12 protein-coding genes are annotated in these 13,667 nt (G+C 56.7%); 6 read left to right on the top strand and 6 right to left on the bottom strand.

Annotated elements, in window-relative coordinates; genetic code table 11:
- Positions 1–168 precede the first annotated feature (168 nt).
- The 4 genes from DOQ08_RS07320 to DOQ08_RS07305 all read left to right on the top strand — a co-directional run bounded on the left by DOQ08_RS07320 (position 169) and on the right by DOQ08_RS07305 (position 3,747).
- Positions 169–1,755: an ABC-F family ATPase gene (locus tag DOQ08_RS07320; protein ID WP_114334258.1), complete on the top strand. Its 1,587-nt coding sequence runs from the start codon at positions 169–171 to the stop codon at positions 1,753–1,755.
- A 213-nt stretch (positions 1,756–1,968) separates the two neighbouring features.
- Positions 1,969–2,538 (top strand): DUF1415 domain-containing protein, encoded by a 570-nt coding sequence (locus DOQ08_RS07315; protein ID WP_114334257.1) that lies wholly within the window; start codon positions 1,969–1,971, stop codon positions 2,536–2,538.
- 189 nt (positions 2,539–2,727) lie between these two features.
- Positions 2,728–3,459 carry a polyamine aminopropyltransferase gene (locus DOQ08_RS07310; RefSeq protein WP_114334256.1) on the top strand — a complete coding sequence of 244 codons (732 nt, stop codon included), beginning with the start codon at positions 2,728–2,730 and terminating at the stop codon, positions 3,457–3,459.
- A 72-nt stretch (positions 3,460–3,531) separates the two neighbouring features.
- Positions 3,532–3,747 (top strand): dodecin, encoded by a 216-nt coding sequence (locus DOQ08_RS07305; protein WP_114334255.1) that lies wholly within the window; start codon positions 3,532–3,534, stop codon positions 3,745–3,747.
- 65 nt (positions 3,748–3,812) lie between these two features.
- Here DOQ08_RS07305 and DOQ08_RS07300 read toward each other — a convergent pair whose 3' ends face one another.
- The 3 genes from DOQ08_RS07300 to DOQ08_RS07290 form a co-directional block, all read right to left on the bottom strand.
- The gene (locus tag DOQ08_RS07300; protein ID WP_114334254.1) at positions 3,813–5,225 is read right to left on the bottom strand and encodes a sodium-dependent transporter; all 1,413 of its coding nucleotides are present in this window, start codon (positions 5,223–5,225) and stop codon (positions 3,813–3,815) included.
- Positions 5,226–5,317: 92 nt separating this feature from the next.
- Positions 5,318–6,418: a Leu/Phe/Val dehydrogenase gene (locus DOQ08_RS07295; protein ID WP_114334253.1), complete on the bottom strand. Its 1,101-nt coding sequence runs from the start codon at positions 6,416–6,418 to the stop codon at positions 5,318–5,320.
- Positions 6,419–6,484: 66 nt separating this feature from the next.
- Complete coding sequence (locus tag DOQ08_RS07290) at positions 6,485–9,988, bottom strand: indolepyruvate ferredoxin oxidoreductase family protein (RefSeq protein ID WP_114334252.1); 3,504 nt, start codon at positions 9,986–9,988, stop codon at positions 6,485–6,487.
- A 304-nt stretch (positions 9,989–10,292) separates the two neighbouring features.
- Here DOQ08_RS07290 and DOQ08_RS07285 point away from each other — a divergent pair, with 304 nt between their 5' ends.
- Both DOQ08_RS07285 and DOQ08_RS07280 read left to right on the top strand, forming a co-directional pair.
- The gene (locus tag DOQ08_RS07285) at positions 10,293–11,039 is read left to right on the top strand and encodes an AzlC family ABC transporter permease (protein ID WP_114334251.1); all 747 of its coding nucleotides are present in this window, start codon (positions 10,293–10,295) and stop codon (positions 11,037–11,039) included.
- Positions 11,029–11,340, top strand: a complete 312-nt coding sequence (locus tag DOQ08_RS07280) for an AzlD family protein (protein WP_114334250.1) — start codon at positions 11,029–11,031, stop codon at positions 11,338–11,340. The genes DOQ08_RS07285 and DOQ08_RS07280 overlap by 11 nt, the downstream gene beginning before the upstream one ends.
- 19 nt (positions 11,341–11,359) lie before the next feature.
- Here the strand turns inward: DOQ08_RS07280 and DOQ08_RS07275 are convergent, their stop codons facing one another.
- The 3 genes from DOQ08_RS07275 to DOQ08_RS07265 all read right to left on the bottom strand — a co-directional run bounded on the left by DOQ08_RS07275 (position 11,360) and on the right by DOQ08_RS07265 (position 13,628).
- Positions 11,360–12,025 carry a hypothetical protein gene (locus DOQ08_RS07275; protein ID WP_114334249.1) on the bottom strand — a complete coding sequence of 222 codons (666 nt, stop codon included), beginning with the start codon at positions 12,023–12,025 and terminating at the stop codon, positions 11,360–11,362.
- Between the two features lie 48 nt (positions 12,026–12,073).
- On the bottom strand, positions 12,074–13,231 hold the full coding sequence (locus DOQ08_RS07270) for a GNAT family N-acetyltransferase (RefSeq protein ID WP_206074804.1): 1,158 nt from the start codon (positions 13,229–13,231) through the stop codon (positions 12,074–12,076).
- A gap of 61 nt (positions 13,232–13,292) precedes the next feature.
- Positions 13,293–13,628: a hypothetical protein gene (locus DOQ08_RS07265; RefSeq protein ID WP_114334247.1), complete on the bottom strand. Its 336-nt coding sequence runs from the start codon at positions 13,626–13,628 to the stop codon at positions 13,293–13,295.
- Positions 13,629–13,667: the final 39 nt, after the last annotated feature.

Genomic DNA, 13,667 nt, shown 5'->3' with positions numbered 1-13,667 from the left:
GTCGGATGGGTGGAATGTCCAGAAGGTGAATGCTGCCCGTACCGCCCGCCCGAGGCAAGTGCTTTTTATGCGTGTTTCTTCGGCCTCACAGTCCTGGCTGCAAACCTGTACAATGCGCCGTTTCTTTTGCCGCCACAGCGCTGGCCCTCACGTGTATAGGTTCTTTTCTTGATTTCCACTGCCAATATCACCATGCAATTCGGGGCTAAGCCCCTGTTTGAAAACGTATCTGCCAAATTCGGCAGTGGTAACCGTTACGGCCTGATCGGCGCCAACGGCTGCGGTAAATCCACCCTGATGAAAATTCTGGGCGGCGACCTCGAGCCGTCTGCCGGCCAGGTGATGCTGGAGCCGAATGTACGCCTGGGTAAACTGCGCCAGGATCAGTTCGCTTACGAAGACTGCACGGTAATCGACACCGTGATCATGGGCCATGAAGAGCTTTGGCGCGTTAAGCAGGAACGTGACCGCATTTATTCTTTAGCGGAAATGAGCGAAGAAGACGGCATGGCCGTGGCGGATCTGGAAGTAGAATTCGCCGAAATGGACGGTTACACCGCGGAATCCCGCGCTGGTGAGCTTCTGTTGGGCCTCGACATTCCTCTGGATCAGCATTTCGGCCCCATGAGCGCCCTGGCACCGGGTTGGAAACTGCGGGTTCTATTGGCCCAAGCCCTGTTCTCTGATCCAGACGTTCTGCTGCTGGACGAGCCCACTAACCACCTGGACATCAACACCATCCGCTGGTTGGAAAGCATTCTGGTGGCGCGTAGCAGCACCATGATCATCATTTCCCACGACCGTCACTTCCTGAACAGCGTGTGCACGCACATGGCCGATCTGGATTACGGTGAGCTGCGTTTGTTCCCGGGCAACTACGACGAATACATGACCGCCGCCACACAGGCTCGCGAGCGCATGATGGCAGACAACGCCAAGAAGAAGGCTCAGATCGCAGAATTGCAGCAGTTCGTAAGCCGCTTCTCGGCCAACGCATCGAAAGCCAAGCAGGCCACTTCCCGGGCAAGGCAGATCGATAAGATTCAGTTAGAAGAAGTGAAGCCTTCCAGCCGAGTCAGTCCGTTTATCCGCTTCGAGCAGGAAAAGAAACTGCATCGTCAGGCGGTTACGCTGCTAGGCCTGACCAAAGGCTTTGACGAAGGCCCACTGTTTGAAAATCTGGATTTGCAGATTGAAGCCGGCGAGCGTGTGGCCATCATCGGCCCGAACGGTATTGGTAAAACCACGTTGTTGCAGTGTTTGGCGGGAGCTTACGAGCCGGATGCCGGTGAAGTGAAGTGGACCGACAGTGCGAAAGTGAGTTACTTCGCGCAGGACCACACCGCAGACTTTGCCCGCGATGACACGCTGACCGACTGGATGGCGCAATGGACCACCGGCGGCGAGCAGTTGGTTCGCGGCACGTTGGGTCGGATGTTGTTCTCGGGTGATGACATTGGTAAATCGGTGAAGGTGTTGTCCGGTGGTGAGCAGGGGCGGATGCTGTTCGGTAAGCTGATTCTGCAGAAGCCGAATGTGATGCTGTTGGATGAGCCCACCAACCACTTGGATATGGAGTCGATCGAGGCGTTGAACCTGGCGCTGGAGAACTATCCGGGCACGCTGATTTTCGTGAGCCACGACCGGGAGTTTGTTTCTTCCTTGGCGACTCGCATTATCGAGTTGAAGCCGGATGGGATTACGGACTTCAGTGGTAGTTACGATGATTACTTGCGGAGTCAGGGGTATCTCTGAGGTTTAGCTTGGGAGCCAGTTATTCTCCGATGCCAGACTATGGTGTTGGCGGGCATGTGGGGTGAGCCTGCCAAAAACCGCTCCTTCGGCACGTCCATGTGACGCTTCTGCTTCGCCATCCATGGCTACGCACATTTTTGGCAGGCTCACCCCACACACCCGCTCATACTGTTGAGTGGCCTTGATGTTTTCTCGAATGCTATTGGAAAACGTATGAGCGAGACTGAAATTATTGGTGCCACCCGTAAATGGGTTGAAGACGTTGTGGTTGGTTACAACCTTTGCCCGTTTGCAAAACGTGAGTTGGTGAAAGACCGGGTTCGGTTTGTGGTGACGGAAGCCAAGACCGAAGACGAACTTGTGCAGGCGCTGCATGCAGAGCTTCAACTGCTGGAAGATCAGCCGGACGTTGAAACTACATTGTTGATTCACCCGGGTGTGTTGCAGGATTTTTATGCCTACAACGAGTTTCTGGATACCGCGGATGCGTTGTTGGAATATCTGGAACTGGAAGGCATCTACCAGATCGCCAGTTTCCACCCGGATTACCAGTTTGCCGACACCGAGGCCGATGCGGCAGAGAATTACACGAACCGTTCTCCGTACCCTATGCTGCATTTGTTACGTGAAGCGAGCCTGGAGTCTGCGATTGATAACTATCCCGATGTAGACGGTATTCCCGACCGAAATATTGAAGTGATGAACAGGGAAGGCGCGGCTAAATTACAGAGCCTCCTCAAGTCTTGTTTAGCTACAAAAGAAAGCAAACGGATAGGGGAGTAGAACGCTGCGCTGGTGGGGGATCGCCTTCCAAAAATGTGCGCAGCCATGGATGGCGGAGCAGAAGCGTCACAGGGACGTGCCGAAGGAGCGGTTTTTGGAAGGCGATCCCCCACCGGCGACCCGCACTATCTCGAAGGCTAGTGACAGCAAACTCCCAAGCAAAACTAGAAAATACAAAAGAGCCAAAAAATGGGACTGCTTTTCGAACAAATAGACAGCCAACCCTCGGTGATCGGGGAAATCACCCTGCGCCGCCGCAGGATACCGGCGTTGGGTGAGCGGGACATCTACGAAGTGAAGCTGGGCGAAGAATTTCTCATGTCCAGCATGTTCGTTGACGCCGAGGTTGCGCTCTCTGATATTGGCCTGAATGAAACCGAAGGTGACAACCTCAGCGTGGTTGTTGGTGGCCTTGGTTTGGGCTACACAGCCGTCGCCGCACTCAAACACCAACGTGTTTCCGAACTGCTCGTGGTTGAATACCTCAAGCCCGTCATCGGCTGGCACCAGCAAGAACTTGTGCCCCTTGGCAAAGAACAGAACGACGACCCACGCCATCGGTACGTACACGGCAGCTTCTTCGACATGGCCGTGGAAGACCCCGCCACCGGAGGCTTCGACCCCGAAGCGCCTGGAAAACAATTTGATGCCATCCTGCTAGACATCGACCACTCGCCGAGAGCCTTGCTGCACGACTCCAGTGCCAGCTTCTACACCACCGAAAATATTAGCCTCATGGCTAGGCAGCTTAAGCCGCGCGGTGTTTTTGCCATGTGGTCAAATGAAGGTGAAGACGATGAGTTTATGGCTGTTCTGAACGAAGTATTCGAAGACGTAGCCTGCCACGTTGTCAGCTTCTTCAACCCCTTCCAAAACCGAGAATCCTTTAACACCGTCTACGTCGCCCGCAAGCCTGAGTGAGAAACTGAGGTTTGCTGGTACGCCTCTTGTCTTCTAGGCTCAAGTAAACGGAGCAAGTTGAAGGAGGTGTTTATGTCGAATCACCACGTTTACAAAAAAGTGGAAATCGTCGGTTCCTCGAAGAAAAGCATCGAAGATGCTATCGAAAATGCGCTTGGGGAATGTGGAAAAAGCGTTCGCAATATGGAGTGGTTTGAGGTGATGGAAACCCGGGGCCATATCGTGGATGGCAAGGTGGGGCATTATCAGGTGGTGCTGAAAATCGGATTTCGTATCTCTGACAGTTGAGAACCGTAAGAATTATTTTGGTGGACCATTGAAACGCCCGGGCAGCGCGCTGCCCGGGCGTTTGCTTACATCAGGTTGTAGATAAACACGATAGCCACAGCGACCGGCGTGATAAAGCGGACGGTGACAAACCACAAGTTGAACATGCCCGGTGACAGCGACAGCTCGTTTTCCATGGCTTGACGAGACATCACCCAACCGGCAAACAGCGCAACCAGCAGACCACCCAGCGGCAACAGTATGTTGGCGGTGAAGAAGTCCAGCAGATCAAAAATGGTTTTGCCTTCCAGCATCGGGATGAAGCCCAGCGGCGCTACGTCGGCCCACAAGTTCAGTGACAGCACAGACGCAATGCCCAGTGCCCAGCACACGCCACCGGCGGCGAGGGTGCTGATGACGCGGTTCATTCCCTTCTGTTCTTCCAGCCATTCCACGATGGGCTCCAGAAGCGAAATGCCCGATGTCCAGGCAGCGAACACCAGCAAGACGAAGAACAGAGTGCCGAACAACGAGCCCATAGGCATCTGACCAAAGGCCAGCGGCAGAGTCTGGAAAATCAGGCCAGGGCCCGCGCCCGGCTCCAGTCCGTTGGCAAAGACAATCGGGAAGATCGCCAAGCCGGCCAAGAGTGCCACGCCGGTATCGACCACAGACACGGTGATGGAGGTTTTGGCGATGGAAATGTTCTTCGGCAGGTAGGAGCCGTAAGCCATCATCACGGCCATGCCCAGACTCAGCGTAAAGAACGCATGACCAAGGGCCACCAGCACGCCGGAGGTGGTCAGCTTGGAGAAGTCCGGCTGGAACAGGAACGCCGCAGCCTGTCCGAAATGGCCGGTGGTCATGGCGTACCCTACGACGAGCAGCAGCAGTACAAACAGCGCCGGCATTAGAATGCTGACGGCTTTTTCAAGACCAGAGCGAACGCCCCGGGCTACGACTACCATTACCAGAGCCATAAACACGGTGTGCCAGAGCAGTAGGGTAGACGGGGTGCTCAGCAAGCCGGAGAAGATAGCGCCTACGGCCTCGGCCGATTGCCCGGCCAGCTGCCCGCTTGCGGTGGTGCCCACGTAGGATATGGCCCAGCCGCCTATCACCGAGTAGAACGACAGAATTAAGAAGCCGGCGAGAACGCCGATGGCACCGACCAGTTTCCAAGCCGGGTTAAGTCTGTCGCGTTCGGTAATGAGCCTGATGCTATTGACCGGACTGCGGCCGCCTCGGCGGCCGATCATGACTTCTGCCATCATGATGGGGATACCAACCACGGCGATACAGGCAAGGTACACCAGTACAAAGGCGCCACCACCGTTTTCTCCGGTGACGTAGGGGAACTTCCAGATGTTGCCAAGGCCAACGGCGGAACCGGTGGCAGCCAGGATAAAGGCGAGCCGAGAGGACCAGAGCCCCCGTTTCGCATTGGAGCCCTCAAGGGCTTCCGAATAGGTGGCGGAGCCGGATGAAGTGACAGACATAGTGATCTCCCGAAGGTATTGTTTTTGTTTCAGGGGTTAAAAAGGGGAGCCGCAGAACTCTGCAGCTCCCAAGGGGAAGCGCCGGGGTCAGGTTACCCGGCGCGAGCCAGTCGGCTGGGCGTTAGCCCGGCACCCGGGGCGTGCTTTCTGAAACGCTCTTCTGCCAGTTGGTTGGCGATCTCGCCGGTCGCAAGGCCGGTGCGGTCGGAGCGTTGAAATATCTCGGTCAGGGTGTCACCGATGGTGTCTACATGAGCGCGGATTTGCGCAGGTGAACCATGGGTGCGTTCGTAAAATACATCGATGATGCCGCCGGCATTGATGGCAAAGTCCGGGGCATAGAGAATGCCTCGTTGCTTAAGTGCCGCGTCGTGCTCCGGCCGGTCGAGGAGGTTGTTTGCCGCACCGGCTACGACAGCGGCACGGATCGCTGGAATGCTCTGATCATTCAGTACAGCACCCATGGCGCAAGGGGCGACAACATCAACCGGTAGGGTAAGAATGTCCTCTGACGGAACGGCTGTTGCGCCTAATTCATCGACCGCGCGCTTGAGGTTGTCGGCGTGAATGTCGGTGACCCACAGTTCGGCGCCGGCTTCTTTCAGATACCGGGCCAAGCGGAACCCAACATTGCCGATGCCCTGAACGGCCACTTTCAGACCGGTTAAATCATCGGTGCCAAGTTTGTGTTTTACGGCCGCTTTCAGGCCGATGAAGGTTCCGTAGGCGGTTACCGGTGACGGATCGCCCGTGCTGGGTAGGCCGTCAAAGCCGGTGCGGGTTGTTACACCGGCCACATGAGAGGTCTGGCGGCCCATGACTTTCAGGTCAGGCACGCTGGTACCGGAATCCTCAGCGGCAATGTACTGGCCACCTAAACTTTCCAAATGTCTGCCCATGGCTTCGAGCAAGGCTTCGGTTTTGTGTTTACGCGGGTCTCCGATGATCACAGACTTGCCGCCGCCCAGGTCCAGATTGGCGAGAGCCGATTTATAGGTCATTCCGCGCGACAAACGCAGGACATCCCTCAGGGCTTCTTCATCACTGGCGTAGGGGAACATTCGGCAACCGCCGAGCGCAGCACCCCGTGAGGTATTGTGGATGGCAATGATGCCTTTCAGGCCGGTTTCGGCATCGCAGACGAAAGACAGGTGTTCGTGGTTATCGAACTCCGGATGGCTGAATACGTTCATGGCGTTTCACCTCTTGTCGGTGGCCAACCGCTACCCTTGTGGGGCCTGCGGTGGCCGTTTTTTGTTTTAGACAGCTGCGTTGGCGATTTGTTGATGCGCCCGTTCATTAGGGCTTAATTCAGCCCGGTACTGCGCCCGTTCTTTTTGGGCCGCATGATAGGCGGCTTCTTTTACCGGCCCGTAACCGCGGATCTTCGCGGGCAGGCTGGCGAGGTTGCGGGCCGCATCGGCGTGGTCCTTGCTCAAATGTTTCAGCAGGAAAGCCACGTCCGCCTCGTACTCCCGAATGAGTTTGCGTTCCAGGCGGCGGTCGGCGGTGTATCCGAATGGGTCCAGCGGGGTGCCGCGCAGACTGCGGGCTTTCGCCAGCCAGGTGAACACCGTTTCCATCCAGGGGCCAAAGGTGTGCTTTTTCGGCCGTTCGCCGTTTTTACCGCGGCTAAGCAGAGGTGGCGCCAGATTAAATTCAAGCTCAATATCCCCCTCGAATTGTTCCTCGAGTTGCTTGCGCAGGCTGCCGTTGCTGAATAGTCGAGCAACTTCGTACTCGTCTTTGTAGGCCAACACTTTGGCGTAGTTTTCTACGATCGATCGCAATAGGAGGGGATCGCGGCCTAGTTTGTGGGCGATGGTCTGTTCAGCATTGCGCACCAGCTTCTCGTAGCGTTTGGCCAGAGAGGCATTCTGGTAATCGCTCAGGTGAGCCATGTTGCGCTGGATGAGTTGGTCAGTGGTTTCCATGACCTGCACCGGCGTGCCTTTGGGTTTCGGGAAAGCCAGCGCCATAACCCGATCAAGATCGTGAGCGGCACGACGGCCCCAGAGGAAAGCCTGTTTGTTTTTCTCAACCGCTACGTTGTTGAGCTCGATGGCACGCTCAATGGCAGCTGCGCTCAGTGGCAACAGCCCTTGTTGCCAGGCGAAGCCAACGGTAAACAGGTTCACGGCCATGCCATCGCCCATCAACGCTTTGGCCAGGTCGCCGGCATTGAGGAACCAGCTGCCATCGGGGCGGCAGGCTTCTCTGACGGTCTGTTCCATCGACTCGCCGGGGAACTGGATGTCCGGATCCCGGGTGAAGGCCGCGGGCATGGCTTTCTCGGTGTTGACTACCGCCCGTGAGAAGCGGTTATCCAGTTTCGCCAGTGCATCGTCGGTCGCAGACACCATCAGATCGAAGGCAATCATCAGGTCTGCCTCGCCGGCCGGAATGCGCACGGCGTGGATGTCCTCTTGCTTGTCACTGATGCGAATGTGACTGACCACCGCGCCAAACTTCTGAGCCAGACCAGCCTGATCCAGCACGGAAACGCCTTTGCCTTCAAGGTGAGCGGCCATGCCCAGCAGGGCACTCACGGTAACCACGCCGGTACCACCCACGCCGGTCAGCAGAATGCCGTAGGGGTTGCTGCCGGTAACGGGCGTAGGTTCCGGAAGCTCGGGGAAGTCCACCGCAGAGCTGACCCCTGCCGGTTTTTTCAGTCTGCCGCCTTTGACGGTGACAAAGCTGGGACAGAAACCGCGCACACAGGAAAAATCCTTGTTGCAGGAAGATTGGTCAATAGTGCGTTTGCGCCCGGCATCGGTTTCTTTCGGCAGAATCGACAAACAGTTGGATTGAATGCCGCAATCACCGCAGCCTTCGCACACATCGGAGTGAATCATCACGCGCTGGTCCGGGTCTTCCATGGTGCCGCGCTTGCGACGACGGCGCTTTTCGGCGGCGCAGGTTTGGTCGTAGATGATCACCGAACAGCCTTCAATCTCGCGCATTTCCCGCTGCAGAGCGTCCAGATCATCCCGGTGATGGAAGGTCGTGCGGTCGGCAAAATCCGCCCGGGACGGGTATTTGTCGATATCGTCGCTGACCACGGCAATGCGGCGTACGCCTTCGCCGTAGAGTTGGTGGCTGATTTGCTGAACCGTCAAGGTGCCGTCCACCGGCTGGCCACCGGTCATGGCGACGGCGTCGTTGTAGAGAATCTTGTAAGTGATGTTGGCACCGGAGGCGATCGCGGCTCGAATGGCTAAAATGCCGGAATGAAAGTAGGTGCCGTCGCCCAGGTTCTGAAAGACGTGTTTCTGGTTGGTAAACGGCGCTTGGCCAAGCCAGGTAACGCCTTCACCGCCCATCTGGGTGAAGGTGTCCGTGCCGCGATCCATCCAGGTGGCCATGTAGTGGCAACCAATGCCGCCAAGGGCGCGGCTGCCTTCGGGGACCTGAGTGGAGGTGTTGTGCGGGCAGCCTGAACAGAAGTGAGGCGTGCGCTCCAGCCGCTCTTTGGGCAGCGCCAGACTGTTTTCTTTTTCCGTGAGGAAGTTCAGGCGCTGCTGCAGCGTGTCGTTGCAATAGCGGCCATCCAGTCGGGACGCGATGGCACGCGCCACCATAGCGGGTGTCAGTTCGGCGATGGTTGGCAGCAGATCCTTGCCGTGATCGTCCTTTTTGCCGATCACGTTCGGGCGCTGACCATCCTGCCAGGTATAAAGTTGGGTTTTGATCTGTTCCTCGATCAAGCCCCGTTTCTCTTCAACTACCAGAATTTCTTCCAGCCCTGAAGCGAATTCATGAATGCCCTCGGGCTCCAACGGCCAAGGCATGGCGACTTTATAAACGGCCAGCCCTATGGCCTCACGTTCTTCATCGCCTAGGCCGAGGTCGGCTAACGCCTGAATAACGTCGAGATAGGCTTTGCCAGTCGTCACAATGCCCAGTCGCGGCTGTTTGGCCTCAAGTACGGTGTGGTCCAGCCGGTTGGCCCGGCAAAAAGCTTTTGCCGCTTCCAGCTTGTATCGGTGCAGGCGCTCTTCCTGCTCCATGGGCTTATCGGGCCAGCGGGAGTTCAGGCCGCCTTCCGGTAATGGAAAATGAGTGGGCGTGCGGATGTTGATCCGGCTGAGGTCCAGATTGGCGGAAATGGATGAATCCATGTTCTCGGCCAGGGCTTTGAAGCCAACCCAGCAGCCACTGAACCGCGACATCGCCCAGCCGTAAAGGCCCAGATCAAGAATGTCCTGAATGCCTGCCGGGTTCAGGACTGGCATGCCTGCATCGAGAAACGCGTAATCACTTTGGTGAGGCAAGGTGGACGATTTGCAGGCATGATCGTCGCCCGCGACCGCCAGTACGCCGCCAAACCGGGAGGTGCCGGCCGCATTACCGTGTTTGAACACGTCGCCGGTGCGATCAACGCCCGGACCTTTACCGTACCAGAGCGCAAACACGCCGTCGTAACGTGCGCCTTCGAAAATGTTGACCTGCTGGCTGCCCCAGACAGCGGTGGCACCCAGGTCTTCGTTCACACCGGGCAGAAAGTGAATGTTCCGTTCTTTGAGGTGATCCCGGGCTTTCCACAGCACCTTGTCGAAACCGCCAAGAGGAGATCCGCGATAACCGGAGATAAAACCGGCGGTATTCAGATCGTTGTTACGGTCGAGTTGGGCTTGGAGCAGGGGGAGTCTCGCCAGAGCCTGGCTACCGTTCATGTAGACCGAACCGGTATCTTTTTTCCAGACGTCGTCAAGGCTGACGGGACGCAGCCCCGTGGGGGAGCGTGAAAGATCTGACATGTCGAAATCCTCTACTACCTGGCCGGATCGCGGCGGTAGGTAATGTCTTGTTTTTGTAATCCCGGCTTTTGGCCGGATGTTAGATTTCATCGGTCCTACCCGGTGGATTACCCGGGTTGTCCTTTTGGGACTGGACGAAAAATAAACTAGATTAAGTTTACGTGTACGTCAACAGGGGTTGAGGGTTTGTGCTTTGAGAAAATGTGATTTTTACATCTAACTGTTTGAGCTGAGGGCGGAAAATAATTTTGCTTAGTGGTTTTTACCTATTCGTGTTTCTCGGGTTTCGGCTTAGTTTCTCCCGATGTCTGCTCATACTTATTCTTACCAATTTCAGCCGCACAAGGTGCGCGCTGAGTTCTTCCGGTTACTGCCTATATCCCTGTTCGTCGTCGCCTTTGGTGCCGCGTTCGGATTGGCGGCGACTCAGACCGGCCTGTCTCCGTTTCAGTCCATCCTGATGAGCTTTACGGTATTTGCCGGCGCTTCGCAGTTCGGGGCGTTGGACTTGTGGGGGGCGGAAGTGTCGGTGATTCCCATGCTGGTGGTGGTGTTTGCGATCAACGCCCGCCATCTGCTGATGGGTGCCTCGCTGTATCCCATGCTGAAAGACGTATCGCCGGCGCGTCGGTATGGCTTGTTGCTGTTCCTGACGGATGCCAACTGGGCGGTTTCGGCGCAGGATTACCAGAACGGCCGGCGTAACCTGGAAGTGATTCTGGGAGGTGGCGTGGTGTTGTGGCTGGCGTGGGTATTGGGTACGGCGTTTGGTGCCTACTTCAGTGGCTTGCTGCAAAACCCGAAAGCCTTTGGGTTGGATATGGTGCTTGGTTGTTTCCTGCTGTCGATGGTGTTGGGTGGTAAGGCCACGCCTCGGGTTGTGGTGGTGTGGTTGGTGGCAGGCGTGACGTCTCTTGCTGCCTGGAAGTGGTTGCCGGCCAACATGCACGTGGTTGTCGGCGCTTTGGCTGGCGGAGCAGTAGGGGTGTTCTGGCTGGAGCCGCGAGCCTCAGAAAACTCAGAGCAAGCAGGAGCTGAACATGACCATTGAAACCACCCCGGTCGGCGTTCTCGTTCTGATTGTGCTCATGACGTTGGTCACCTTGGTAACCCGTTTTGGCGGTGTTTTCGCTATGTCGTTTGTGAAGATCAGCCCGCGGGTTGAAAGCTTCATCAACGCCATGGCCAGTTCCGTGCTGATAGCGATCATCGTGCCTATGGCGGTGTCTGGTGATGCCGGGGCTTTGGCCGCGCTGGTGGCTACGGCGATCACCATGCTGGCAATCCGCAAGCCGCTTCCGGCGATCTCTGTAGGGTTGGTGGCCGCGGCTCTGGTGCGCTACTTCGTTTAATGGCGAGTACTGGCGTGAACTAGGAGTGTCTTATCGTGCGGTGCCGGATGGTGGAGGCCAGTTGGTTCAGTAGTTCCCGGGCTTCGCCATCGTGCAGCGTATGGCATTTATCCTGAAGCACGCGCAGGTCGTGATTGGACGGTGCGCTGGCGACTTCTTTTTTCTGGTCCAGATGCTGGCAGGCGGCCAAGTGCGCTTTTATTTCGGTATCAATCAAGCGAGAGGCCAGGTTTTCAATCGTTTCGCTGCAAAACGGGCGGTTTTGGTTCAGGTGGCTTCGGGCTTCAATGGCGGCTTGGCGCGCCTCGAGGCGTAATTCGTTTGCGGCTTCTCCTGCTTCAACAGCGCGCAGAAAAATGCCGAGCCGGTCGTGAAGATGCCACACGTTCGGCCAGATGATGTCATAGGCTGCCTTCTCGGTGCGGTAACGCTCCTGATCCAGCAGCGAGCCTTGATCCGATACCTTGGCACCGAGCGGCTGATTAAAATCGACCACGCGCATTTCGTCCACTTCCCGCCAAAGGCTATCGGCCCGTTCCCGCAGTGCATCGATTTGTTGCTTGTTGCGCCTTCGGGCACCCAGAGTCAGCAAGATGGCCAATAGCGCAAGCAATGAGGCCCCTGCGGCGAGCAGGAGCGCCAGATTGTGGAGTGGCAGCAGGGTCCATAATTGACCAGCGTCCATGGCGTTCGACCTCCGTCGAATTCCTGTCCTAGGCTTACAGTATAGAGCCTATTCCTGATCCTGTTGCCGGAAGGGCAGCACCGAGTGGGCATCGTCAAAATAGCCGATAACCTGTTCGGCTTCTTCCCGTGTAAATGCCGCAACCGCGTCCCGGAAGCCCGGGTGAAGTATGCCGTGCCAGGAGTGGGTGATGACCGGTTCGAAGCCTCGCACCAGTTTGTGTTCGCCTTGGGCGCCGGCATCGAAATGCTGAAGGCCCAGCGTCAGCGCAAGTTCAATGCCTTGGTAGTAGCAGGTTTCAAAATGCAGGTGATTGTATTCGTCCAGACAGCCCCAGTAGCGACCGTAAAGCGTAGATTCGCCGGCCAGAAACAGCGCGCCGGCAATCATTTCGCCGTCTCGTATCGCCATGATCACGTGCAGGTGCTCGGGCAGGTTCTCTCGTAACTGTGCAAAGAAGGCTTTGTTGAGGTAGGGCCGTTGGCCGCGCTTCAGGTAGGTGGCCTGATAGAACACGTAAAATGCTGACAGCACCTGATCCGAGATGTCCCGCCCGTGAATGTGGCGGAAGCCGATGCCTTGCTCCGCTACCTGCCGCCGTTCTTTGCGGATGGATTTGCGTTTGCGGGAGGTGAGCTCGGCCAAGAAGTCGTCAAAGTGTTGGTAGTTTCGGTTGTGCCAATGAAACTGGCAGCCTATGCGATGGAGCTCCTCGTCATGGCCGAGTAATGCCTGATCCGCTGCGTTGGGGAACAGCAGGTGCCAGGAGTTTGCGCCAAGCTGTGCCGTCAGGTTGGTAAGCAGGTCGTCCAGCGTTTCCGGCGTTAGCCGGGCCCGGGCTTCGTCATCCAACAGTAAGCGTGGGCCTTGAGAGGGCGTAAAGGGCACTGCGATCAGCAGTTTCGGATAGTAGGGTAGGCCATGGCGCTGATAAGCCTCCGCCCAGCCCCAATCGAACACGTACTCACCCATCGAATTGTTTTTCAGGTATGCCGGCGCCACGCCGCAAATTTGACCGTTGCGACGGAAAACCAAATGGCTGGGTGTCCAACCGGTTTCCGGGCGGGTGCAGCCGGAAGCTTCCAGCGCCTGAAAGAATTCGTAGCGAAGAAATGGGTTGGTGCAACCGGCCAGCCGCTGCCACTCCGTTTGGGGAATGTCCGCGATGCTGGCGCAGGTTGTTACCGTGATTTCGGGTGCTGCCATGGTGATATTAAGCCCTGTGAAACAATGGGCATACCATACGACAGAACCCGAGGCTTGATCACTATTTCATGTCGTCGCAGCGTTTTTCCATTTTTTTCTGCCATTTTTCCATGCGCTCGTCGTGGATCTCGCTCCAGATCACACGCTGTTCATCGGTGAGCATCAGGCGATCGGCCATTTCGGCACGATGTTCCTGCATTTCTTTCTGGCGCTCTTCCCGGTGTTCCTTGCTGAATTTCCCTTTGCCTTCCCGGAAGTCTTCGCACATTTCTTTCTTGTCGCGCTTGCCTTCGTGGTGATCCATGCCTTTGTGGTCGTGGGCCAAAGCAGCAGGGCTGGCTGCGAAAAGAGCGGCCATCAGTACGCCCGCGGTCATTACAGAAGTATGTACTTTCATGATGTGTTCCTCGTGGTTTTAGACTGTCTACGAAACCCA

Origin of the sequence: Marinobacter litoralis, assembly GCF_003336705.1 — a bacterium.
Lineage (GTDB): Bacteria > Pseudomonadota > Gammaproteobacteria > Pseudomonadales > Oleiphilaceae > Marinobacter > Marinobacter litoralis.
The sequence above is the reverse complement of the archived record's forward strand: the minus strand, read 5'-3'. Positions and strand labels throughout refer to the sequence as shown.

What these genes read in the sequence shown, in the direction of transcription:
- DOQ08_RS07305 (WP_114334255.1), top strand. Translation starts at nt 3,532, where the DNA reads ATGTCGAATCACCACGTTTACAAAAAAGTGGAAATCGTCGGTTCCTCG.
- DOQ08_RS07315 (WP_114334257.1), top strand. Translation starts at nt 1,969, where the DNA reads ATGAGCGAGACTGAAATTATTGGTGCCACCCGTAAATGGGTTGAAGAC.
- DOQ08_RS07285 (WP_114334251.1), top strand. Translation starts at nt 10,293, where the DNA reads ATGTCTGCTCATACTTATTCTTACCAATTTCAGCCGCACAAGGTGCGC.
- DOQ08_RS07310 (WP_114334256.1), top strand. Translation starts at nt 2,728, where the DNA reads ATGGGACTGCTTTTCGAACAAATAGACAGCCAACCCTCGGTGATCGGG.
- DOQ08_RS07280 (WP_114334250.1), top strand. Translation starts at nt 11,029, where the DNA reads ATGACCATTGAAACCACCCCGGTCGGCGTTCTCGTTCTGATTGTGCTC.
- DOQ08_RS07295 (WP_114334253.1), bottom strand. Translation starts at nt 6,418, where the DNA reads ATGAACGTATTCAGCCATCCGGAGTTCGATAACCACGAACACCTGTCT.
- DOQ08_RS07300 (WP_114334254.1), bottom strand. Translation starts at nt 5,225, where the DNA reads ATGTCTGTCACTTCATCCGGCTCCGCCACCTATTCGGAAGCCCTTGAG.
- DOQ08_RS07265 (WP_114334247.1), bottom strand. Translation starts at nt 13,628, where the DNA reads ATGAAAGTACATACTTCTGTAATGACCGCGGGCGTACTGATGGCCGCT.
- DOQ08_RS07270 (WP_206074804.1), bottom strand. Translation starts at nt 13,231, where the DNA reads ATGGCAGCACCCGAAATCACGGTAACAACCTGCGCCAGCATCGCGGAC.
- DOQ08_RS07290 (WP_114334252.1), bottom strand. Translation starts at nt 9,988, where the DNA reads ATGTCAGATCTTTCACGCTCCCCCACGGGGCTGCGTCCCGTCAGCCTT.
- DOQ08_RS07275 (WP_114334249.1), bottom strand. Translation starts at nt 12,025, where the DNA reads ATGGACGCTGGTCAATTATGGACCCTGCTGCCACTCCACAATCTGGCG.